Here is a 24,981-nt window from a genome sequence, read left to right on the forward strand (position 1 = left end):
CCGAAATGATCAAAAGGCCTAGAAATTTTTAAAGCGAATTAAGTAAACCCAATTAACCACAAAGAGTAAATGTATGAATAACTTACCATTTGGCAAAACGTGGCGACTGATACCTCATGACCCACGGTTTTGTAAACCTTTACGTATTATGAAAATTAGTACCTGCCTTCTTTTCGCCTTTGTGACCGGAGTTCAAGCCAACGGCCTTGCACAGAAAGTTACTTTAAAGATGAAAAACGCAAGGATTGAGGAAGCGTTGAATGCGATTTCCAAACAATCCAATTTGCAATTATTTTATGGGGAAAATGTTGATTCTAAGTTGAGGGTCAATGTGAACTTGAAAAATGCTTCGGTAGAAGAAGCGTTGAATTCTGTCCTACGTAATAATCATATAGACTATAAGATTATTGCCAATACGATTTCAGTGAATGGTGAGGAAGGTAATCGTTCGGATCGAATTGCGCTGCAACAGGGTGTCTCTGGAACTGTTAAGAGTCAGGATGGAAAAGGGTTGAGCGGTGCGACAGTAACCGTAAAGGGAACCTCTATTTCAACACAGACTGATGACTTGGGCCATTTTAAAATCAATGCTTCTTCATCGGCTGTTTTGGTTGTACGATATGTAGGATTTGGCACTCGAGAAGTCTCTATGGACGGTAAGTCAACCGTAAATATTACACTTACAGCTAATGATTTAAAATTAGACGAAGTCAACGTGGTTGCGACCGGATATCAAAATCTTGATCGTAAGTTTTTCACGGGAGCATCTACAAGAATTGATGCGAAAGAAGCCGAACGAGCTGGGGTTCCTGATGTTTCCCGAATGTTAGAAGGCCAAGCAGCGGGCGTCTCTGTTCAAAACGTATCCGGCACATTTGGTGCAGCACCAAAAATTCGGGTACGGGGTGCAACCTCATTAACTGGGGATAATAAACCCTTATGGGTAATTGATGGTGTCATCCTGGATGAGGCGGTCAATATCTCCAACGAAGCATTATCTACAGGAGATGCTAATACATTATTAGGGTCTTCTGTAGCAGGGCTAAACCCCGACGACATCGAATCGATTACTGTGTTGAAAGATGCTGCCGCAACTGCGATGTATGGTGCTGCTGCGATGAATGGCGTGGTCGTTGTGAATACAAAAAAAGGTAAAAATACAGATGGGCAGGTACATTTTAATTATTCTGGAAACTTTACGACCTATATTAAACCCAACTATAATCAATTCGATATCATGAATTCTGCTGAGCAGATGCAGTTGGTAATTGATATGGAAAACAAAGGTTATCTCAATCACTCTCAGGTTTCGAGAGCTGGAACAGGAGGGGTGTTTACCAAAATGTACAACCTTATGTATGAGTATGACCCTAGTACTGATTCTTTCAAACTCAGAAATGATGCACCTTCTCGTTATAATTTCTTACAACGTTATGCAAATGTAAATACAGATTGGTTTGACCTATTGTTTAGAAACAGTTTTGTACATGACCACTCGTTAAGTATGAGTACCGGAACTGCAAAAGCGCAGACCTATGCTTCAACCAGTTTTATGAATGATCCTGGCTATACGCTTGGCAATCAGGCAAAACGTTTTACGGCGAATATTCGTAACAACTATAAGATCAATGATAAATTGAGTACAGAGTTTATTTTTCAGGGAAATATCCGTGATCAACGTACGCCCGGAACTCTAAATCGTAACTCCGATGCCGTTTATGGTAGTTATTCCCGGGACTTTGACATTAACCCATACTCCTATGCGCTCAATACCAGTCGTATTATTACACCGTACGATGAAAATGGTGACCTAGAGTATTTTACGCGAGATTATGCGCCATTTAATATCTTCAATGAACTTGATAATAATTACATCAAACTAAAATTGATGGATATTAAAGTTCAGGCGGGTTTAACGTATAAGATTTTGCCCTCCTTGACCTATTCAGCAACCGGAATGTATCGTTATTATAATTCCGAAAGGCAACATATGATCACGGAGAATGCCAACCTTTCTAAAGCCTATCGGGCAAATCAAGACCAAACCGTCAATAGCGGAAATCGCTTTCTCTACGCTGATCCCGATTTTCCGAATACCGATAAATATGTTATTCTTCCCAATGGAGGATTTTTTAATGTCGCCAATAACAATATGATCAGTTATTATATGCGGCACAATTTGGAATTCAACAAAAAGTGGAATGACCATACCATGAACTTGTTTGGAACCTATGAACTCCAATATGCGGATAAGCAGAGCCACGATTTTAATGGACCGGGAATCGAATATGGAAATGGCAATCTGGTTTTACCTGCCTATAGGTATTATAAAAAGCAGATTGAATCTGGCGATTCACCATTTGCGATGAATTATACCTACGATCGTAAACTCGCTTATGCATTGCGCGGTGCTTATAATTATAAAGATAAATACTCATTTAACTTTACAACACGTTATGACGGGGCCAATAAAATGGGCCGTACGAATGTCGCAAGGTGGTTACCTACATGGAACGTATCTGGAGCATGGGATATCGATCAAGAGAATTTCTTTAATAGAGATAATAAGATCTTGTCACGCGCTAGGTTAAGGGGAACTTATGGTCTGGTTGCTAATATGGGGAATGCTTCTAATTCTTCGGCCGTTTTCTATAATGCTATTACTTATAGACCTTACGACGGAGAAAAAGAAGGCAAGATTAGTATAAATGGCCTGGAAAATTCCGAGCTAACCTGGGAGAAAATGTACGAACTTAATATTGGTACAGATTTAGGATTTTTGAACGATCGAATCGATCTGAATTTTGATTATTACAGGCGTAATATATTTGATTTAATTGGGCCAATTCGTACTTCAGGGATTGGTGGACAATTTGAGAAATTAGCAAACTACGCTGATATGAAAGGTCATGGGGTTGATATTCAGGTTGGCGGATATCCATTTAAAGACCCGAATGGTTTTACCTGGCGTACACAGCTTACACTTGGTTTTAACAAAACGAAAATTACCAAATTAAATGTAACCCGCAATATCTGGGATCTGATTTCAGGCGAAGGTGGAGCAATGGTTGGCAAACCCCATAGAGGTTTGTATTCTCTGGACTTTGATAAGTTGGCAGCCAATGGAGGTTATCCGACCTATATCGGTACGGATGGTACTCCAGGTGAAACTTATTTCTGGTTTCAGGACAATCAAACGGAATTTCTTAAATATGAAGGACCGGTGGATCCGACGCTTGCCGGAGGTTACTACAACCGATTGGAATATAAAAATTTTAGTTTTTCCTTTTTGTTGAAGTTTGGTTTGGGCAATATGGTTCGTCTACAGCCTAATTATTCTCCTGTGTATCTAGATATGTATAATGTATCAAGGGAACTGATCAATCGTTTTATTTACAAAGGCGACGAATATTTAACAGTAATTCCTTCTACACTCGATGGGTTAACTGCAGAATTTGATGTCCAGAATGCTGCTGGTAACCGTACGGCATCTGTTTATTCTTATAATGCTTACAATTATTCATCAGAACGTGTAGCAAAAGGTGATTATCTACGTTTATCGCAAATTTCAGTTGGATATAATATTCCTCAATCTGTTGTCAGTAAAATTAAATTTAGAACTGCGCAAGTAAATTTGGTGGGTAATAACCTCTGGTTGATTTATTCCGATAAAAAATTAAATGGAGTCGATCCTGAGTTCTATAACAATGGAGGGGTAGCCTTACCCGTTCCGAAGCAAGTAACTCTATCTGTAAAATTGGGATTTTAAACGACTAAATTATGAAACTTACAAATCTTAAATATTTATTCATTTCTTCTACGCTGCTACTCAGCAGTTGTAACAAATATCTGGATCAGCAACCGGATATGCGCGCCGAGATCAATACGGTTGATAAAGTCAAAAGACTGATTACGTCAGCTTACCCTTTTGGTAATTATCTTGCTATGGCCGAAACCTATTCAGATAATGTGGAAGATAAAGGTGTCGGCGATCTATACCAGCCAGTTCCTTTCTTATATTTTTGGCAAGACATCAACAATAATGATACAGACAGCCCCAATAGCTACTGGAATAATTGTTACGCAGCGATTGCAGCTGCAAACCATGCTTTGGCAGCAATTGAAACGAATAACTTCGGGAAAGAGATTGCAGCGTTCAAAGGTGAGGCTCTAGTTGCAAGGGCGTATGCGCATTTTATGCTCGTAAATTTCTTTGCAAAAGTCTACGACTATAAAAATCCGGAGGCTAATACTTCACCTGGGATCCCATATGTTACTGAACCGGAGACCGTGGTGATCAAAAAATATGATCGTGGAACGGTGAAATCTGTTTATGATAATATTCGGAAGGATCTGGAAGAAGGATTAGCACTTTTAGACGGGAATCCAGCAGAATGGAATGTACCAAAATACCATTTTACACCAGCTGCTGCACATGCCTTTGCAACACGATTTTATCTGTTTACCGGCGAGTGGCAAAAAGTGGTTGACAATGCTAACAAAATTTTTGCAGGAGGAAATTTTGCAGGAAAATTAATCCCCTATAATTCCACATTCAAGAAAATGACCTTCGAGGAGGTGCATACGGTCTTTTCCAAAGCCGATCAACCTTATAGTTTGCTGATTAACGAAACTTACAGTGGTTATCAACGCTGGTGGAATAATCGTTATGCTATGGGTATCAATGTGTTTCAAAAGATTTATAATGGTAATACTGCTGCAGGAGCGAAGTTCTATAATTTCGGTGTCTCCTATGGTGCTCCACACTATACTACCTATATCTGGAAGGAATTTTGGTACGTAACAAATGCAACCGCAAATACAGGATTTCCTATGCTTATGGTCCCGGTATTAATCACAGATGAGGCACTAATGAATCGAGCAGAGGCTTATTTGGAATTGGGAAATAATGCAGCTGGTATTGCCGATATGAATTTAATGGCAAGCAATCGAATAGATGGTTACAATCCTACAAACCATGCTGTAACGGCTGCAAAATCCAAAGCATTTTTTGGTGTTCAAGATGATAAGGAAGCACTTATTCAGACGGTTCTACAATTTAAACAAGTTGGATTTATGTCGATGGGTTTACGTTGGTTCGATATTATTCGTAAAGGCATAACAGTAAGACATCTTGTTATTGCCAACGATGAGAGTGAGTCTTATATCGAATTAAAACCTGAGGATCCACGACGTGTTTTCCAGATCCCACAAGAAGCGAAGTTGTCAGGTGTTGAACAAAATCCAAGGTAATTTTATGAAAACGATAACAAAAACATGTATAATAGTCGGTCTGTTTGCCGGTTTATATTCCTGTGTAAAAGAGGAGAAGCTGAATACTAAAATTGAAAATTACGACACCTTTGTTCCAGGAGCTATCGACGAATGGATTACAAAGAATCTGACCGATCCCTATAATATTGAAGTAGTCTATCGGTATCAGCGAAATATGCATGATATCAATAAAAATATAGCACCGGCAGACGAATCCAAGGTTATTCCGCAAATGGATGTGGTAATTAATGGATTTTTGGATGTTTATAAGAAAATCGGGGGAGTACCCTTTATAAAAACATACACACCCAAACAGTTTGCTTTATTTGGATCAGGTGACTACGATGTGGATGGTTCAGTAAAAGGTGGAACTGCAGACGGAGGTAGAAGGATCACTTTGTATGGGGTTAATAATTTTGACATTGCGAATTCAAATTCTGTAACCGGTAACCTTCAGGTTATTCACCATGAATTTACCCATATCCTTAATCAGATGAGATTTATCCCTGCTGAGTTCGGAAAAATCTGTGCAGGTGATTATTACTCGAATTGGACTGCACAGGAGAATGACCAGGCAAAAGCAAGATCATTGGGCTTCATTACACCTTATTCGAGAAAGTCGATTGGAGAAGATTTTGCTGAAGTCTTATCACATTTAATCGTCGCTGGTCAATTATATTATGACGATTTTGCTTACGATAGTGGAAAGGATGCTTACCCCAAGTTTAAACAAAAAGAAGCGATTGTACGGGATTATATGATGCAAAATTTTAACATCGATGTAACGCAATTGCAGATTGAATTTCAGCGCGTCATGGCGGAAAAATATAAATCTAGCCGGTATTCCGCCACAACAGCATTAAGCAATGACTATGTTGGTTCGTTGGACTGGGATATCCGAAACACCTGGGGATTAGAAAACACGATTTCCAGCAAGCAACGATCACTATTTATGGCAATTTTGGATGAGCTCGGAGGCTGGACCACCAAATCAATGACCTTCCAGTTTGTCTCCGCCACAAAGGCGACATTAAACATCGGTTTTGGCGATAATAGTGTAACCTACACGGCATCCTATGACTTTGATATTGTAAAAAATGCAGACAATACATTTAAAATCGCTAAGTCGGCGACCCAAGGGACAGGCAATAATTATGGTAATGGTAACATCGACTGGGTATTAAAAGATACGAAACCCCTGATCGATTATTTGGGCAGTACTAGTTTTTCGGCCGACTGGAAACAAGTTGATTTGTCGGTTAATCCGAGCGATTATCTGCAATTTTTGATCTTAAAAGATACAAAGGATCCAAATGCAACATTTATGGGCAAAGTAAATTTAAGGAAGTATTAAATTATGAAAAAGATATTTTATTTAATGTTTTTGGTCCTATTGGCTTTCAGTTGTAGCAAACCAAAAGAAATGGATCCCATATTCGGTAATCCCGACGATAGGATTTCCGATACATTATTGTATGTTAAAAAGACATTGGTAGATGCACCATACGGATGGAAAGCTTATACAACCACGGAGATATCCAAAGGGGGATATGGCTTCTATATGCAGTTTGGTGAAAATGATCGATTAAAGATGGTTGCGGATTTGAACGAGACTACAGCTTCTGTGATAAAAGAGTCCACCTATCGCATACGTCAGATAATGTATGCTACGCTTTCTTTTGACACGTATAACTATATTACTATGTTGCAAGACCCAGATCCTAGTGTGTATGGTGGAACAGCTGGAAAAGGGCATGGTAGTGATAATGAATACGATTACGTGAAGACCCATGGCGATACCTTGTTTTTTCAGGGACGGAAGTTTATTAAACCGCTTATTTTGGTTAAAGCAAAAGAAGATGAAGCCAAAAAATATACTTCGAAGGGCTATCTTGATGTAATTAATAAAAACAAAGCATTTTTTAAGAAAAACCCCTTGACCTCTATTGTTGTGGGCAATGTGGAAGCAGAATTGGCATTTGGTTTTCGAACCAAAAGAATGTCTATTATTACAGCCAATTCAGATGGAAGCTTTTCTTCTTCTTTTGTTGAATTCTGTAATACAATTGACGGTATTGAAATCGTTGGCGGAGTGGTGATAAATAATGTTCAACTAAAACGTTTCATATGGAAGGATGAGAATTCTCTTGTTGGTCTTGACAAAGATGGTAAGGAATATCCGTTGAAAATTAATTCTTCTTCTGTGGTTCCGTATCTTACAGCGTTAGGGGCAAGTTTCTCTGTGATTACAATTCCAGATGCGACCACGTATAATGGCTGGAGTACAAATTTTGCAACACGTAAAGCGCAAGCAAAAGCAGGAATTAATAGATGGGCATTCGACGGGGTTAATTTCTTTATTTTAAGGACCATAGATTTTAAGTTCCAATCGGTTAATAAAAGAATGTCTATTGTGTTTAATACGACATACGAAGGTTCGAAGACATTCAACCTAACCTATAACTATACCTATACAGTTGAAAATGGTAAATTTAAGTTTACGTTAAGTGGAACACCTTCGGGGAATGATGGAGCTCTTTATAACGATGTACGCTATTTACTGCAGGAGCGGATCAATGTAGATACATTTGAACTCGGGTATTTCGTGAATTCTGAAACTGGGGAAGTTATGTCTCAATTTAAGAGCGTTGAGCATCCTGATTTTTATTTTACAGGCCAAAATAATTAATGTTTTATTTCAGTATCGATCGGGCGATGTTCGGGTCGATACTGATATTTTTATGTATAATAATATGGCTTGGCCATGTGAGCTGGATTATGATGAATATTCGTTACCTACTTATCTATTTTTCAGTTCTTATTTTTTGTGCTTGTTATAGGCAGACTCATGTGATAAAGACTGAAATTATAGGAAAGCTTCCCCTATCAGCGCCCTTCTATATCGATTTATATAGTTTCGAGACAGGTGAAAAGATGATGTCTGATACATTAGATCAAGAAGATTTTGATTTAACTAGTAAATCGCTTCCAAAGGGGATTTATCAATTGGTTTTTTCGTGGGAGCGGGATGTTGTGAAGTCGCAGGAGATTGAGCGATTTGCCCGTCAGCCTGAACTTGGTACACCAAAGTATTATATTTCAACTACATTTTGGCTCGATCCCAATGAGTCCGGAAAATATAAGTTCTTGCTTGAAAGTCCTGGTAAACAAGCGGAGTTAGAAGAACTACTGTTGGCTAAAAATGGAAGCAAATCTATTAAAATGGCGGTTGTATCAGGTGGGAAAAACAACAAGTTATATAATGAATACTTAACACTAGTGGATCGTTATAAGGATAAAAACAGACATCAAAAAGATAGTCTTCAGCAAGTAGCAGTACGTTATAGTGATCATAAATTCTTGCAAGAAGTAGGTCGGATACAAAAGCTCTTATCAAAAGACTGGTTGGATAATGTGAAGAATGAATTATTAGCAGATGAAATCGATTTTATGAAAAGGAATATTGACAATGAGGTCATTCATCGTATTTATCAAATTCAGTTAAACAATAGAGAAGATGTCGAACGGTATCGTGAAATATATAACTTGTTTCCATTTAACGTGAGACAGAATTTGGCCGCTAGTAATTAAAATAATAGACCTATTAAAAATCATTAGTTATGAGAGAAGTCTTTAAAACACAGATAAACTTCGGTAGTTATATCTGGGGAGTTGCGATGATTATATTTATCGTGATGCTATCTTATGAAGGTCTTGAAAAAGGACTGTATCTAGGCACACTATTGTTATTTGGCGTATTCGCGATAACTTGGTATTTTACATTCTTTTACAAAAGGTATTGGATTGAAGGCGATAAGCTTTTTATTAAGACAGTCTCGGGTACAAAGTCTGTAGATGTTACTTCTATACGTAAATTAGAAACTGATAAGGTAGACTGGTTTGGTACGATGAGACTTACAATTTTAAGGCCTTATAGAAAAGGAATGGTACTGCACTATAATAAGATTGACGATATATTCGTTGATCCAGAAAATCCTGCCGAATTTATTGATAAATTAAAACAGATTGCACCGAATATCGATGTCATAGCAGGTAAATAGTTTACCGTTTTGAGTCACTTATATCGAACCAAATCTGTTGTTAGATCCTAAAGTTACTTATGCTAAACGACTCTGGCTTCCTGCTAATTGGAGATTCAGTGATATAGTCGATAAATCGCCATAAATAGAGCGTCCTGTATAGTAAATTGTAGCTATTCCTTAGGAGTATGAGCTGAAAAAGATAAGCATTACAAATCTTTGTTACAATAAAAATTGGCTTTTGGGGAACAATCCCATTTTGTGTGTTATTCTTCGTTTTTACTTTCTTTAAAGCAATTCCCATTTATTTTTCATTGCCGATTTTCTAAGTTTATAAGGACAAAAGAGCATATGAAGTTCTGCTTGGTAACTTTTTTGTGTGAATAATAAAAAATATTTAGCACTTTTACCACACAATTATTAAGCACTTACATGTAAGTGCACATATATGTCCTAAAACATCCGCTACGAAGTACAATTTGTAGTCACGGAATCTTAACAATGCAGAAGGAAGAAGTATTATTTAAAACACACTATAACGGATTGTGCCACTTTGCTTGGAAAATTGTTGGTGATTTAGCTGTGGCTGAAGACCTGGTTCAAGACTCATTTGTCGCTTATTTTAAAAACACTGAGCAAGTCAGTGACAATGAGATTGCGGTTAAAAATTACTTGTATAGTTCGGTTCGTTTCGCCTGTTACAATCATATTCGCCACGAAAAAGTACAACAAAGATATTGGAATGTCGTGGGTTTTACAGAAGAGGATAATATAGCCCTTGAATTAAACATGATTCATAGCGAGGCCATTCAGGAAATTTACAGAATTATCGAACAGATGCCAACCTCTTGTCAACAGGTCTTTCGCCTTGGCTATTTAGATGGCTTGTCTAATCTTGAAATAACCCGGGAATTGAAAATTAGCATCAATACCGTAAAAACCCAAAAACAACGCGGTATGAAAATGTTGTTAAAACGGCTAAATCCTGAGTTTTTACCCGTTATTATATTTTTGTTAAAAAATATTTAAATTCTTGTCACCCCTTTTCTAGCCTTAAGTTTCTTTACTATACAATATGGAAGAAAACTCAGGGCATATCTCCCAGCTGCTTCAAAAATTTTTATTCGGTCAATTGACTGAGGTAGAAAAAGTACAATTTGAAGAATGGCTACAGGCTAGTGACCAAAATAGACGGCTTCTAGAATCATTTCGAAAAGCAAAGAGTATTGAACAAGATTTGGCCATCGTTAAGCAATTAGATGCAAATAGAGCTTGGGAAAAACTTAATACCAAGAAAAATAAAACTAATCATAAGTGGTTTATCGGCATTGCAGCTTCGTTACTTCTATTGACCAGTTTTTTCTATCTATGGCAGAGCAGTTATTGGGCGACAGATGACGATGCTGTACATAATCTAACTTTGAATTTGGGGCAGGATGTCGAACCGGCACAGAGTGGGGCCATTTTACAGCTGTCCAATGGTGAAAAGGTTGTATTTAATGACAAGACTTCCAAGACCTACGATAAAAACAAAACATTTGTCGGAAATGCCTCGGAATTAATCGTTAAAAACGATAGAAGTGAGCATGTATCTCATTTGAATGCGCTCATAGTACCGCGTGCAAGTTTTTACAAAATTACATTGAGTGATGGTACCAAAGTCTGGGTCAATGCACAGTCTAAATTAAAATTTCCAGCACAATTTTCAGAAAATGAAAGAAGAGTGAGTTTAGAGGGGGAGGCTTATTTTGAAGTGGCACACGATGCTAAAAAGCCTTTTTTCGTTGATTCAAAAGCTGGTGAAATCAAAGTTTTGGGCACGCATTTCAATGTATTTGCTTATCACGATGATATCCGTACAACTTTAGTCGAGGGAAAGGTCGAAGTAAGACAGAAGGACAAAAAACTAGAACTGAGTCCAGGAGAATTTGCATCCCTTTCAAAAGATTACGTAATAAAAGGGAAAGCTGATATTCAGCAAGATTTAGCTTGGCATAACAATGAATTTTACTTTAAAAAGGAAACGATTGTAAATATTGCCCATCAATTGTCACGATGGTACGATTTAGAGGTAAAATTTAGAGGTAATGTACAACTCAACAAAGAATATAGTGGCAGTATACAGCGCGATGTAAAACTTTCTCAAGTGTTGGAGATGCTATCTTATGTTAGTGACCTTCGATTTGAAGTTCACGGCAAAGAATTGATTATTGAGAACAAAGACTAACTTATTTTAAAACATAAAACTAATTCAGCGAGGCTTATGATATAATACTACTATCCAATCATTATAGCGCCCCCAAAAAGAGAACAGGAATGTTGGCGCATCCCTGTTCAGAAATGTGATCAAAGGGCTCATAACTTAAAAGTGAACTATTAATTACCTAATTAACCACAAAATGTAAATGTATGAATAACTTACCATTTAGCAAAGCCTGGTCCTTGTTACCCCAAGATCATAGGTTTTGCAAACCCTTACGTATTATGAAAATTAGTACATGCCTTTTATTCGCATTTGTAACCGGTGTTCATGCAAAAGGAACAGCACAAAAAGTTACATTGAAAATGAGGAATGCACGGATTGAGGAAGCGCTTTCAGCAATATCCAAGCAATCTAATCTACGTGTTCTTTATAGTGAAAATTTAAACGCTAAATCTCGCGTTACAATCAATCTGAAAAATGCTTCAGTAGAAGAAGCATTAAAATCGATTCTAAGCGATAAAAATATTGAGTATAAGATTATTGCAAATACAATTTCTGTCAATAGCAATGTAAAGAACGAAGTAGTTTTCGAGAGTATCCAACAGTCGATCAGCGGAACTGTTAAAAATGCTGATGGAAATCCGTTGGCTGGTGCTACAATCACGGTCAAAGGAACCTCTATTTCTACTCAAACTGATGCAAACGGACATTTTAAGATAAATGCTGGGGGAAATGCGGTATTGGTTGTGCGATATGTAGGATTTAACAACACTGAGGTTGCTGTCAATAATAGAAGTACAATCACTATCATATTGGATTCAAATGAAAGACAGATCGAGGAAGTTGTAGTGACAGGTCTTGGAGCTAAAATTGACAAGAGAACATTTACAGGAGCTACCGCTAAAGTCGATATGAAAGATATTGAATTGGGAGGGCTTCCTGATCCTTCTAGAGCTTTGGAAGGACGTGTAGCCGGTGTATCGGTTCAAAATACAACTGGAACATTTGGATCCGCACCGAAAATTAGAGTTCGTGGAGCAACATCAATTTATGGTAGTTCAAAACCACTTTGGGTAGTGGACGGTATTATTATAGAGGATGTGGCAAATGTTTCTTCAGATGATCTTTCTTCAGGGGATGCATTGACGCTAATCAGTTCCGCCGTAGCTGGATTAAATGCGAATGACATCGAGTCGTTTACCGTGCTAAAAGATGGTTCTGCAACATCAATTTATGGAGCTCGGGCGATGGGGGGTGTTATAGTTATTACAACTAAAAAAGGAACTGCAGGTAGAAATTCTGCAAGCTATGTAGGAGAGTTTACTTCCAGAGCTATCCCTTCTTATAATAATTTTAATATCATGAACTCCCAAGAGCAGATGGCGTTTTATCAAACTCTTGAACAAAGAGGGTGGCTAACAATGGCTGATGTTGCTAATAGGTCCGAATCGGGAGTTTACGGAAAAATGTATCAGTTGATCAAAGCGGGACAATTAGAAAATACACAGGAGGCAAGAAATGCTTATTTAAGGCAAGCTGAATACCGTAATACAGACTGGTTCAAACAATTGTTCAGCCGAACGATTATGCAAAATCATTCGGTCAGTCTTTCTTCAGGTACAGACCGAGCACAGTATTATACATCCATCAGTGGAGTTTTTGATAACGGATGGACGCGTAAATCTGATGTGAAGCGTTACACCGGTATGTTTAATGCGTCCTATAATTTGTTTGATAATCTAAAATTAGATCTAAGAACAAATGGTTCCTATAGGGATCAACGAGCTCCAGGTACAATAGGTTCATCTGTGGATCGAGTCTCCATGGAAATTAAGCGAGACTTTGATATCAATCCATATACATATGCGTTAAGAAATTCCAGGACACTCGATCCTAACGAGTTCTATACCCGGAATTATGCTCCTTTTAATATCCTGCATGAGTTGGATAACAATTACATGGATATCAATGCTGCTGATATAAAATTCCAGGGTGAACTAAAGTGGAAGCCTATTAAAGCCCTTGAATTGGGTGTATTAGCTGCTACACGCTATCAGCAAACTTCGCAACAGCATTATATCAAAGATCAGTCGAATCAGGCATTAGCCTACCGTTGGATGCCAACAACATTTATCCGTGACGCGAATCCTTTCTTATATACTGATCCGAGTGATCCTTATGCTGTTCCTGTTTCTGTCTTACCTGCTGGTGGTATATACAATCGTACCGACAACAAGATGTTTACGCGAGATTTACGTTTTACCGCAGCTTTTGATAAGACATTCAATGACATCCATAAATTATATGTATTTACTGGAGCCGAATCCAATTCCGTGAATCGTAATCAAAATTGGTTTAGAGGTTGGGGCTTACAATACGATCTAGGAGAGATCCCATATATTGATTACACCTTATTTAAAAAAAATCAAGAGGAAAATGCTGATTACTATTCTATAGATCGCAAAAAAAACGGTGATGTTGCTCCTGCGCGCAATAGACAAGTTGCTTTTTATGGTACCGCAAACTATACATTTGATAATAGGTATACGATCAATGGAACATTGCGTTATGAAGGTACAAATCGTTTAGGACGTACAACCTCTGCACGTTGGATGCCGACATGGAACGTTTCAGGAATGTGGAATGTAATGGAAGAGGATTTTTTCAAGAAATTGGAGACACCTTTTTCAAACCTGAGTTTTAAGGGTTCTTATAGTTTGACTGCTGATAGAGGTCCCGACTTTGTAACCAATTCGAAGATTATCATTCAAAGTTACAATCCATGGAGACCAAGTACAGCTGATAAAGAAACCGGTCTTTCTATTTCGGATCTGGAAAACTCTGAGCTGACCTATGAGAAAAAACACGAACTCAATATTGGTACCTCAATCGGTTTGTTCCGAAACCGTATTGCATTAGATGTCGATTATTATAAACGTAATAACTACGATCTTATAGGTATTGTCAATACACAGGGGCTAGGAGGAGAAATCTCGAAGTACGGTAACGTTGCGGATATGGAATCGCATGGTATAGAGCTTAGTTTATCTGCAACGATTTTGAAAAAAGAGAATTTCTCTTGGGTATCTAATTTTATCTATTCAAAAGCGAAGAATAAAATTACTGCCTTGGAAAACAACAGTAGAATTTCTGATCTAATTGCGGCAGGCGGCTACGGTGTAGAAGGTTATCCTGTGCGCCCCTTGTTCTCTATTCCGTTCAACCGTATTATTGAAAATGGATTGCCACTTTATAATTATATAGATGGCACGCAGACAACTACTGGTGTTTATTTTCAGGAGCGAAATAATATAGCTTTCTTGAAATATGAAGGTCCTACTGAGCCAACAGATATGGGAAGCTTTGGCAACATATTTTCTTATAAGAATTTTAAACTCAATGTATTTATTACCTATTCTTTTGGAAATGTGGTGCGATTAGATCCTGCTTACACAACAGGCTATACAGATTTAGATGCCATGCCGAAAGAGTTCGCAGATGCTTGGACAGTTCCAGGTGAAGAAGCATTCACAAATATACCTGTCATTTTGGATTCCCGTTTTATTCGGAACAATAGTCAGTATAGGTATGCATACAATGCCTACAACTATTCTACGGAAACTGTTGCAAAAGGTGATTTTATTCGCTTGAAAGATATCTCATTAGCGTATGAATTGCCAAAGAGTGTTGTTAAGTCCTTAAAGATGTCTAATCTAGGTGTACGTTTCAATATGGTGAATCCATGGTTGATTTATGCCGATAAGCGTCTAAATGGGCAAGATCCAGAATTTGTTAATTCAGGAGGTGTAGCTCTACCAATTGCAAAGCAATATACATTAACCTTAAAAATGGGATTTTAGCATATGAAAAATAGACTATCATACATATTGATTTTGGCCGGCTTATCGGCAATGGGCTTATCGTCCTGTAAAAAGTATCTTGATGAATTGCCAGACAACAGGGCCGAGTTGAATACTACCGACAAAATAGGTAAAATGCTAGTTGGGGCATATCCTAGCAGCGCTTATGTTGTGGTTACAGAATTGTCTTCAGACAATGTAGATGATGTAGGTCCGGTATATTTAAACTATCCAAGATTTATAGAAGAAATCTACAAATGGCAAGATATATCGGAGACGAATAACGATGGTATTGAACGTATTTGGGGAGCATGCTATAGTGCAATAGCCAGCGCCAATGCGGCGTTACAAGCAATTGAAGAGCAAGGAAATCCTACGAGTCTCAGTGCTCAAAAAGGAGAGGCATTGTTGGCTAGAGCCTATAATCATTGGATACTCGTCAATGTTTTTGCACAGAATTATTCAAAAACATATGGCACAACTGACCTTGGTATAACCTACATGACAAAGGGAGAAACTACTCTAAATCCCAAGTATGAGCGCAATACTGTTGCTGAGGTTTACGATTATATTAAGAAAGATGTTGAAGAAGGATTACCATTAATTAATGATGCTTCTTATGCGAATTCTAGTGTTGCAAAATATCATTTTAATCGTGCAGCGGCTTATACTTTTGCTTCCCGTGTTGCATTGTTTATGGAGGATTGGGCGAAGGTAGTTGATTATGCTACATTGGCCCTAGGTGAAAATCCGAGTACCACGTTGAGAGATTATAAGACTATCGCCCCCTTTTCAGCTACTTATGCAAACTTTACGCGCGAGTACAATGCAAGTTCTGTTAAAGCAAATTTTCTGATAGCGACCGCATCTTCTTCTATGGGGCAGACGTTTGGCAATTACTCAACCAATAATAGGCTTGCCCACGGAGGTAGTATTGCAATGACAGAAACCATTTTTGCCAAACAACCTTTTGGACAGGCCAAGGCGAGTACAGATTACAGAATTAAGGCAACGGTTTACTCCAGTACTACAACAAATAAGGTTATTTTTCCACACGTGGCGCGCATGTTTGAATACACCGATCAAGTAGCGGGTATAGGGTACACAAAAGGTGTATTTGCGCCAATTGTATCGGAGGAGGCTCTACTTAATCGAGCAGAAGCAAATATTCATTTAAAAAATTATAGTGCAGCTCTTTCCGATATGCAGATCCACATTGACAATAATACGATCAATGTTCCTGCTACAGTTAGTGAAGCTTCTATTAATACATGGGCAAATTCATTTGATTATTTTACGCCAACAGCACCTACACCAAAGAAAAAGTTGAATCCAGAATTTTCAATTGAGTCTGGTACCCAAGAGAATATGCTTCACGCTGTATTGTCTTTAAAACGACTGAAATTTTTGCAAACCGGTATGCGATGGTTTGATGTTAAGCGCTATGGAATAGAAATTACGAGAAGGGAGGCACCAGCGGTGTTTAATGGTACTGTGACATATACTGTTACAGATAATACACTTACCAAGCGCGATAAAAGACGTGCGATTCAGTTGCCGCAAGATGTTATTAATGCGGGCTTAACTCCTAATCCTAGATAATATGAAAAACAATAATCTATTAATATCAATATTAGTGTCCTGTGGAGTGATGTTCTCTGCCTGTAATAAAGAGGATAAACTTGATTCTAAAAGTGTTTTTGTGGATTCAGAAATTCCCAAAAATGCATTAGATAACTATTTGTACAACAACTATACAAAGCCATATAACGTAGAAATACTTTATAAATATGTTGACAAGGAATCCAATATGACCTATCGATTGGTACCAGCTCCATATGACGCTTCGATTCGTTTGTCGAAACTGATGTTGTTTTTGGTGATGGATCCGTATAGTGAAGTAACTGGAAGTACACAGTTTTTAAGAAATAATTTTCCAAAGATCATTACTTACACAGGTTCTGTACCAGTACAGACAAATGGTGTTATTATTCTTGGTACAGCTGAATCTGGTACAAAAGTTTCTTTATACAATTTACTGGAGCTCAATGAAGCTAATGGTAAAAATCCTCAATTCTTGACCAACGGATTCTTCAAGACGGTACACCATGAATTTCAGCATATCTTAAATCAAAATAAACCCTATCCGAGCAATTTTAGAGAAATTTCGGGTAGTAACTATATTGAAGATGAATGGAATACGAAGTATCCAAACACCCCAGTTGGAATTGGGACCGCTATAGCAGCCGGCTTCATATCGCCATATGCTTCTAAGGCTGATACTGAAGATTTTGCTGAACTGTATTCGTTCTATGTTACGCGAAGTCAAGCTGATTTTGATGCCATGTTGAATGTAGAAAATTCGACAGCAGCGGGAAGGGCATTGATACTATCAAAATTGGCTATTGTAAAAAGCTATATGAAGTCCGAATGGGGAATCGATATGGACATTTTACGTGCTAATATTATTGCCCGTTATCCTCGACTCAGTACATTTGATCAAACAACTTTAAATTAAGAAAAATGAAAATAAAACTATTTATACTCGCAATAGCCATTTTATCTTTGAGCGTAAGTTGTGAAAAGAAAATGGATCGGATCTTTGATGAGAGCCCGACTGATCGTTTGAATGCAAGTGTGTCCAATGTATATTCAACATTGCAGTCTAATAAAGATGGGTGGCTGATAAAATACTATCCAAGTAGCGCATTAGAGTTTGGTGGTTATACCTTATTTACAAAATTTACCAACGGGGTTGATGTTACTGTAGAAGGGGATATGACGACATTGGTAGCACAGACTAGTACCTATACAATCGTGCCAGGAGCAGGGCCTATTTTAACATTTGACACTTATAATCGCCTTTTTCATTATTTTGCATTGCCAGGGTATTTCAATAAAACAAGTGCGTATCAATTACCTGGTTTTCTAACGGCGCAAATCGGTTCCGTTAACGAGGGAATGAAAGGTGAAAATGATTTCCTGGTAACAAAAGCATCAGCAGATTCGATTGTTATGGAAGGTAGAAAGTCCTACAATAAGTTGGTGATGGTGCCGATTAAATCTGCAGACGCAGCTACAATTGTGGCAGCATATCGTGCAGCTGTTACAAAGTTTAATGCTTTTTCAAATTACAAATTCGAGGTCGGGACAGAATCTTTTCCTGCAACATTTGCTACAGCGGCAACGAAGAGAGCATTGCTTATCGCAGGAAATTCTAAACCTTATGCCTATCGTTATACGCCTACTGGACTTGAATTTTACACGGAATATGATGTTAATGGAGTGAAGTTTAGAGAATTGAAGTATGTAGAACCAACAGGTGTGTATACCAAAGGGTATTTTACCAACGATGCAGGTACGATCAAGTTAGTTCCACAAAGTTAAAAGCAATTTTCTCCCTGCGAAATCAGGGAGAAAGTTTCATATGTTTATTTAGTAGCCCCCTCAGAATATTTTTTGGAGGGGCTTTTTTGTAAATATTTTTTTCCATGTAATGAATCTATTGATTTAGTTGTCATAATTAAAGGATATAGGCCTTACCTTAATTAGTTTAATTCATATAAACCAAAGTGTAAATTTTATGAAGTATTTTTTTAGTGCCCTTTTACTTGTTTTTGCAGCTCAGTTATTTGCGCAACAAAAAACCAATCAGACTAAACATCTGCCATTTGAGACGATCTATTTTGCCGGTGTTCAATTTAACAATGCAAGCAATTTGAATAGGATTTTGAAAGATTATGATTCCGGAAAGGTACCTGGGTTTGGCTGGAATGCTGGAGCTGGACTTGCATACAGGATCAAACAAACCCTCATTGGCGTGAATTTTAGCCTGTCGACAAGCAGTAAAAACGACAATACGATGAACACAGGAGATTTTACGGTTTATGTATCTACCAATGCGATACATACAGGCAGATTGATCTTTAGTCCGCAGCTGGGAGTCGGTACGCAGTCTGCTACTTTTACCGTTCAAAAGAAAAATCTGAATGGGAAATTTGAAGATTTTTTGACAACGCAGTCCAACCAGACAAAATTGGAACATGATGCTGCTATTGTCGATTTAAGTGTTACGTTGAAAACATCTAATTCCGAACGAACTAGCTTTCGTCCGGAATGTAGAATAGGTTATAAATCGTCTATTGCACAGAATGAATGGAAAGTAGTGAATGCTGCAGTTTCAAATGTTACGAAGGATAGACTGGGCCATTTCTATGTACAGTTAGCTTGGGGTATTGGACGATAACAGCAAAACAAGGAATAGCGGATGCAGTTTATAAATTTAATCTAATGTTCGGACTTTTTAGTTAGCACCATTACCGCATAAGTTAACTTATCGTTATACTTTTGTGAATGCCCTACTTGAACTTGCTGTAAAACATATAGATAGTGAATAGGAAGGAAAGTGTATGATCCATAAAGAAGTATAGGTGTTGCAGAAAAGCAAATAATGCAATAACTTAGCGTAACCTATTTTCTGAAATTTACTTACCATGAAACGTATTATTTTCCTCCTATTCATTATTCTTATAAATTCAGTTGCAGTGCAAGCGCAACAAAAGACCAGAGCATTTCAATTTAAGAAACCTGTTAAGGTCGTTGAACATGCTAAGTATAGCAAGATAAACCTATACGACGCAAGAGAGATAAAAGATAATCTCGGCGTCATACAGGTCGGTATGATGAATGCAAACCGGTTGTTGGTGGCGGAGCCATCATTGGAAAAACAGTTGCAGAGCCAATTGGAACAAATAACCGGTCGTAAGGGAAATGGTGAATTGCTGATGCGATTGGAAAAATTCTGCATAGCGGAATTGACGGGAGCTTTTTCTGAAAAGGGATTTTTGGACTTTAGAGCAATCTTATTCTCAAAAGAGGCTAATGGAGAATATTTACAGCTAGCCCGAGTTGATACAGCTATTGTCGTTAAAGGGATGGATGTAACCAAAGCGACTTTGGCACGCGCCAGCGAGGTTGTCAATAACCTGATCTTTGATGCATTAACCAAAAACGGCGATACCACAAAAAGCTATAGTCTCAGTGAAATCGAACATTACGACGATATTCAAAAGAAACAATTAGCGTTATATAATACTTCAACCTATAAAGATGGACTTTATCGGAGCTACGAGGAATTTGCCCTTCAAACACCATCAGGTGGGCAGGCCCAATTAAGAGAGGGTGATTTAAACTTAGGCTTCTTTAAAGAGAATGAAAAAGGGAAACTTAAAAAGGTAAACCCGAAAGATTATTATGCAGTAGTGCATGCTGGTAATCCTTTTATTTCAAGTCAGGATCAGTTTTATGCTTTAATCAAGGAAGATGATGATTTTATTTTTGTTGGCCCCGTTATGGAAACTGCATCTGCAACCAATGTTGTTGTAGCTTCCGTGTTGCTAGGTGCGATAGGAGGTGCGTTGGTTGCAGGCCCTGAAACAAACTACTATACACAGAAACTCGATTATGCAAATGGTAGCTTTATTCGAATGCTGAATAAACAATAATATGTATCTCTTATTTACATCGTAAAAAACTTTTGGTCGAATCTAGTATATCGTCTTATATTTCGTCTAAATTTGATGTGTTCGGGGTTTTCCACAGAATGTTAATAACATTGTGGAAAACGTTATCAATCCAGAGTTGTTAAATAGGTTTCTTGTTATCGAAATGGATTAATTATATAAATTAAATAAATTTCTCTTTGGGTGTTAAATGTTTTTTGTATATTAAGTTGTACTATATTAACCCTTGACTAATGAAAACCAAATTTATACTTGTTTTAATATTGTCCTTCATCGTCTGTTTTTCAATAGCAGCTGCTATATACTATTTCTTGGATGAGAAATCGTCCATTCCAGATTCCTTGTTCGTGGGGGCTATATCAAGCTCTATCGTGATTACATTATTCTCAAAGTTCAACACAGCCACTCGGCGCAAATAATTATATTTTCTTGGCACCAACTCTACACCAACTTACGATCAACTCCGTACTGTAACCACCTTGTGTGCACAGTGAGTCCACGTTGAGTCCACCTTTTAAAGGTGCTTTCACTGTACAGACATCCTGTCTGCACCTTGCTTGCAGTCAGAAGGTGGTTAGGAATTGGTTATAACTAATCCCAAAAAAGGTATCACTAAATTTTCAAATTTACAATTGCTGTTTGCTGCAGCTTCCGAAATCCTTAAAAATGAACAAGATACTTGACATAGGGTCGTTTTGGTAGTATATTTATTGTATGGGAATAAATGATAATGGCTATATCCGTGGACTGGTTGGCCCACTGGTAAGCAGAAAGGTAGGAACAAAGAACTACATTCAAGGTAAACCACATCGTGTAAAACAAAACGTCGACACGAAGAAAGCTGGTAAAGATTTTGGACAGGCAAGTCGCGCGGGCGCTGCAATTAGGCAGGCTTTTGGGTTAGTGCATCAGGAACTGCATGATGGACAGATGGGCAATCGCTTGAATAGACAGATTTATAGGGCAATGAAGACAAGTATCAATGACGATAGGGGAACACTGTGCCTAAACAACTGTAGGCTCGACAGATTGGTGAATTTCCAATTCAACGAAAATTTCCATATGCAGGATGCGCTGAATATCGATCCAACGGTTAACCTAACCGAGGAGAATCAGATCGAAATATCATTTCCAATATTTGACATTAACCGAGCATTGCTGCTACCCAAAGATTGTAATGCTATCGCCTTTAAATTCCATACCTTTTCTTTCAATTTCAAAGAAAGGGAGTTCACTGAGGTAAAAGATGAAGAATGGGAAATCGATATCGTCTATGGACAGGATCCAATTCCGGCCAAGACGATCAGCATTCCATGCAACGAATTTGTTGGTACACCCATCCTGGTTGGATTTACGATCATATATCTTTATAAAAATGGCCGACGGTGCAATGTGCTCAATGAAGTTGATTGTACGCCAGCAACTATTCTAGCTGCTTTCCAGTTATAAAAGTGATATTAATCTTTACGTATATTTTTTCCTACCGGAGCGGATATCCATTTACCGCTCCTTTACCACCATTTACCGACTTTTTTATTCCGTTGATCTAAATGTAATAAAATAGGATGCTGCGTTGTCTTACTTTTGAATCAGAATCTTAAAGGAAATGATGCAACAAAATCAATATCCTTGCGACAATAAGAAAAGAGACAAAAAAACTAACAATATAAAGTATAGCAATTATGAAAACTTTAGTAAAGACATTCGCAGCAGCAGCATTGATTACACTATCAACTTTCGCAATGGCAGCAGCTGACCCTGGTAAAGCATTGAACCTTTCCACAGCCGATTTGGCCATCGATAGCTATGTGTCGGTAATGACAGAAGGCGCATCTCAGGGCGTAGAAAAATTGTTTGCATCCGAATTCAATCAAAAAGTTCAGGGAAAAGCTGCACGCACCAATAGCCGTTCGGAAGTCATTTCGTTCCTGAAAAAGCAAAAAGGTGAAAAATTGAACTGCAGCACAAGTACCGAAGTACTCGAGGAATCTGAAAACTATATGGTGGCACGTATCACCATGAAGTTTGAGGATTTCACGAAAACAGATTTGGTGACATTAATCAATGAATCGGGAACCTGGAAGGTTGCAAGCTCCGTAAACTCGTATAAATAGAAACTGTTTAATTAAATTCATATGTTTATTTTAGCCACGTCGGGATGATGTGGCTTTTTTTGTTGTATCTTTGTTAATGGATCTGTTTAACTAAGTATAACTGAAATGGATGGTCACAAAGAACATACTTCACAATGTCTTAGCGAATCTGAAATTGCTTTATTGAGGGCCGGACTTAATCGTACTTATAAGGAGCGATTTGAAATGACTACCCGTCTTTACAAAATTCAACAAACGCTTAAAAAGGCAAAAATTATTCATAAACCCTTTTATCAGAAATAGTGTATGGATATTTTTGATCAGGAAATTTTAGAGTTTTGGCAGAATTTAGAGCAATCAAATGTAGCGTACATTATGATTGGAGGTTATGCAACCAATTTGCATGGCTTTCAAAGGTTTACTGGTGATTTAGATATTTGGATAAAAGACTCATTGGATAATAGAAAACGGTTAAGGGAAGCATTCAGGCTATCTGACCTTGGTGATATTCCACAGCTGGAAACTATTCCTTTCGTAGCTGGCTGGACAGATTTTCACTTGAATAATGGGCTTCGCTTGGACATTTTGACAGATATGAAAGGGCTTGAAGGTTTTTCATTTGATGATTGTCTCGAATTGGCATCCATCGCGGAAATTGATAACGTAAAAATCCCTTTTTTACATATAAACCAGCTCATCGCTAATAAAAAGGCAATCAATAGACCAAAGGATCAGATCGATGTTCAGGCATTGGAAGAAATTGTCAGACTTCGAGAGGATGAAGGTGAGTAGGTTTTCTGAGTTATCCACAATTTTATTAACATAATGTGGATAACATAAAAAAGGTGTTTTGAAATCCCAATGCGATAAAATTAAATTTTATTTGGCCGGCTAATTTTTTTACTATCCGGGATATTTGTTATTATTACCCTGTATTAACAATTATTATGAAGTATTATTTACATTTTTTGACAAGATCTATCTGCTTTTTATTATTCACCCTTTGTGTATCACATCTTCTCGCTCAGAACAAGATTTCCTACTATAAAAAAAATGGAGAAGAAACTAGGCTGAAGGACTCTGCTTATTACCTTAGGATAGTTCGTCCCGAAGGAAATGGAAATGATACATTTTATCGCGTGGAGGAATTCTATTTTCACAATGATTCAGTTAAGCTTAACGCTATAAGTAAAACTGCCCAATCACCTTTAAAATATCATGGGAGAAAATATGAGTTTTATGAAAATGGTCATTTAAAGGACTTAGAAAATTTTTTTAATGGAACCAAAATAGATTCTGCCTTTTATTTTTATCCAAATAATCAATTGAAGAAAATTTTGTTTTATCCAAATAGGGTGGACGCAAAGGGGGAAGTACAGGTAGAAAAGCCCATTTATGTAGCATATTATGACTCTCTCCGGAATAGAACATTGGAAAATGGTAATGGTTTAATTCGTTTTTCAGGGTACAGGAATAACTATGAAGAAGGAACTATGTTAAATAGTTTACGCGAGGGCGAATGGCACGGCAAATTGGGAAAAGATAGCTACGTTGAAATCTATAGCAAGGATAAATTGATTTCGGGCATCACAACTAAAGAAAATGGGGTTTTAATAAATTATGATTCAACAAATTATATGATTCCACCTCAATTTCCCGGTGGAATATCCAGATTAATGGGCTATATCGGCAGTCATTATATTTACCCCAAAGAAGCTATTCAAAATAATGTAAGCGGTGTGTTGTTGATTATGTTCATGATCGACCATGAAGGGAATGTAAGAGATGCTGTAGTGAAAGAGGATTTGGGGTTTGGTACAGGGGATGAAGGTATTCGCGTGCTAAAAAAGGCTGGGAAATGGAAGCCTGGTGTTCAGCGCGGTGAAGCGGTAAATGTGGCTTACATACTACCTATCCGACTGAATGCTAAACGGTGATGTGAGAATTAGTTTCATACAACAAAAGAGCCTTCCCCAGGGAAGGCTCTTT

At 37.7% G+C, this 24,981-nt stretch carries 18 protein-coding genes; all 18 read left to right on the forward strand.

Going from position 1 to position 24,981, the window contains the following annotated elements; translation table 11 throughout:
• Positions 1-148: 148 nt before the first annotated feature.
• The 18 genes from HS960_RS23345 to HS960_RS23430 all read left to right on the forward strand — a co-directional run bounded on the left by HS960_RS23345 (position 149) and on the right by HS960_RS23430 (position 24,929).
• Positions 149-3,769, forward strand: coding sequence for a SusC/RagA family TonB-linked outer membrane protein (locus HS960_RS23345; RefSeq protein WP_182330723.1), 3,621 nt, complete (start codon positions 149-151; stop codon positions 3,767-3,769).
• 11 nt (positions 3,770-3,780) lie between these two features.
• On the forward strand, positions 3,781-5,253 hold the full coding sequence (locus HS960_RS23350; protein ID WP_153845726.1) for a RagB/SusD family nutrient uptake outer membrane protein: 1,473 nt from the start codon (positions 3,781-3,783) through the stop codon (positions 5,251-5,253).
• A gap of 4 nt (positions 5,254-5,257) precedes the next feature.
• Positions 5,258-6,628 (forward strand): substrate import-associated zinc metallohydrolase lipoprotein, encoded by a 1,371-nt coding sequence (locus tag HS960_RS23355; RefSeq protein WP_153845725.1) that lies wholly within the window; start codon positions 5,258-5,260, stop codon positions 6,626-6,628.
• Between the two features lie 3 nt (positions 6,629-6,631).
• Positions 6,632-7,963 (forward strand): DUF4302 domain-containing protein, encoded by a 1,332-nt coding sequence (locus tag HS960_RS23360; RefSeq protein ID WP_153845724.1) that lies wholly within the window; start codon positions 6,632-6,634, stop codon positions 7,961-7,963.
• 161 nt (positions 7,964-8,124) lie between these two features.
• The gene (locus HS960_RS23365; RefSeq protein ID WP_153845723.1) at positions 8,125-8,865 is read left to right on the forward strand and encodes a hypothetical protein; all 741 of its coding nucleotides are present in this window, start codon (positions 8,125-8,127) and stop codon (positions 8,863-8,865) included.
• A gap of 29 nt (positions 8,866-8,894) precedes the next feature.
• Positions 8,895-9,335, forward strand: a complete 441-nt coding sequence (locus HS960_RS23370; RefSeq protein WP_153845722.1) for a PH domain-containing protein — start codon at positions 8,895-8,897, stop codon at positions 9,333-9,335.
• A 480-nt stretch (positions 9,336-9,815) separates the two neighbouring features.
• The gene (locus tag HS960_RS23375; protein ID WP_153845721.1) at positions 9,816-10,343 is read left to right on the forward strand and encodes an RNA polymerase sigma factor; all 528 of its coding nucleotides are present in this window, start codon (positions 9,816-9,818) and stop codon (positions 10,341-10,343) included.
• Positions 10,344-10,389: 46 nt separating this feature from the next.
• Complete coding sequence (locus HS960_RS23380; RefSeq protein ID WP_153845720.1) at positions 10,390-11,541, forward strand: FecR family protein; 1,152 nt, start codon at positions 10,390-10,392, stop codon at positions 11,539-11,541.
• 257 nt (positions 11,542-11,798) lie between these two features.
• Entirely contained in the window at positions 11,799-15,377 is a 3,579-nt protein-coding gene (locus tag HS960_RS23385; RefSeq protein WP_227550154.1) for a SusC/RagA family TonB-linked outer membrane protein, read from the forward strand.
• A 3-nt stretch (positions 15,378-15,380) separates the two neighbouring features.
• The gene (locus tag HS960_RS23390; protein WP_153845718.1) at positions 15,381-16,979 is read left to right on the forward strand and encodes a RagB/SusD family nutrient uptake outer membrane protein; all 1,599 of its coding nucleotides are present in this window, start codon (positions 15,381-15,383) and stop codon (positions 16,977-16,979) included.
• 1 nt (position 16,980) lies between these two features.
• Complete coding sequence (locus HS960_RS23395; RefSeq protein ID WP_227550153.1) at positions 16,981-17,895, forward strand: zinc-binding metallopeptidase; 915 nt, start codon at positions 16,981-16,983, stop codon at positions 17,893-17,895.
• A 5-nt stretch (positions 17,896-17,900) separates the two neighbouring features.
• Positions 17,901-18,764 (forward strand): DUF4302 domain-containing protein, encoded by an 864-nt coding sequence (locus HS960_RS23400; RefSeq protein ID WP_153845717.1) that lies wholly within the window; start codon positions 17,901-17,903, stop codon positions 18,762-18,764.
• 196 nt (positions 18,765-18,960) lie between these two features.
• Positions 18,961-19,623 carry a hypothetical protein gene (locus HS960_RS23405; RefSeq protein ID WP_153845716.1) on the forward strand — a complete coding sequence of 221 codons (663 nt, stop codon included), beginning with the start codon at positions 18,961-18,963 and terminating at the stop codon, positions 19,621-19,623.
• A gap of 247 nt (positions 19,624-19,870) precedes the next feature.
• Positions 19,871-20,881, forward strand: coding sequence for a hypothetical protein (locus tag HS960_RS23410; protein WP_153845715.1), 1,011 nt, complete (start codon positions 19,871-19,873; stop codon positions 20,879-20,881).
• 732 nt (positions 20,882-21,613) lie between these two features.
• Entirely contained in the window at positions 21,614-22,348 is a 735-nt protein-coding gene (locus HS960_RS23415; protein ID WP_153845714.1) for a hypothetical protein, read from the forward strand.
• Between the two features lie 233 nt (positions 22,349-22,581).
• On the forward strand, positions 22,582-23,013 hold the full coding sequence (locus tag HS960_RS23420; protein ID WP_112374911.1) for a nuclear transport factor 2 family protein: 432 nt from the start codon (positions 22,582-22,584) through the stop codon (positions 23,011-23,013).
• A gap of 285 nt (positions 23,014-23,298) precedes the next feature.
• Positions 23,299-23,784, forward strand: coding sequence for a hypothetical protein (locus HS960_RS23425; RefSeq protein WP_153845713.1), 486 nt, complete (start codon positions 23,299-23,301; stop codon positions 23,782-23,784).
• Positions 23,785-23,939: 155 nt separating this feature from the next.
• A complete protein-coding gene (locus HS960_RS23430) occupies positions 23,940-24,929 on the forward strand; it encodes an energy transducer TonB (RefSeq protein WP_182330724.1) in 990 nt (329 codons plus the stop codon).
• Positions 24,930-24,981 lie beyond the last annotated feature (52 nt).

Origin of the sequence: Sphingobacterium paramultivorum, from assembly GCF_014109745.1 — a bacterium.
In the GTDB taxonomy this organism is placed as follows: domain Bacteria; phylum Bacteroidota; class Bacteroidia; order Sphingobacteriales; family Sphingobacteriaceae; genus Sphingobacterium; species Sphingobacterium paramultivorum.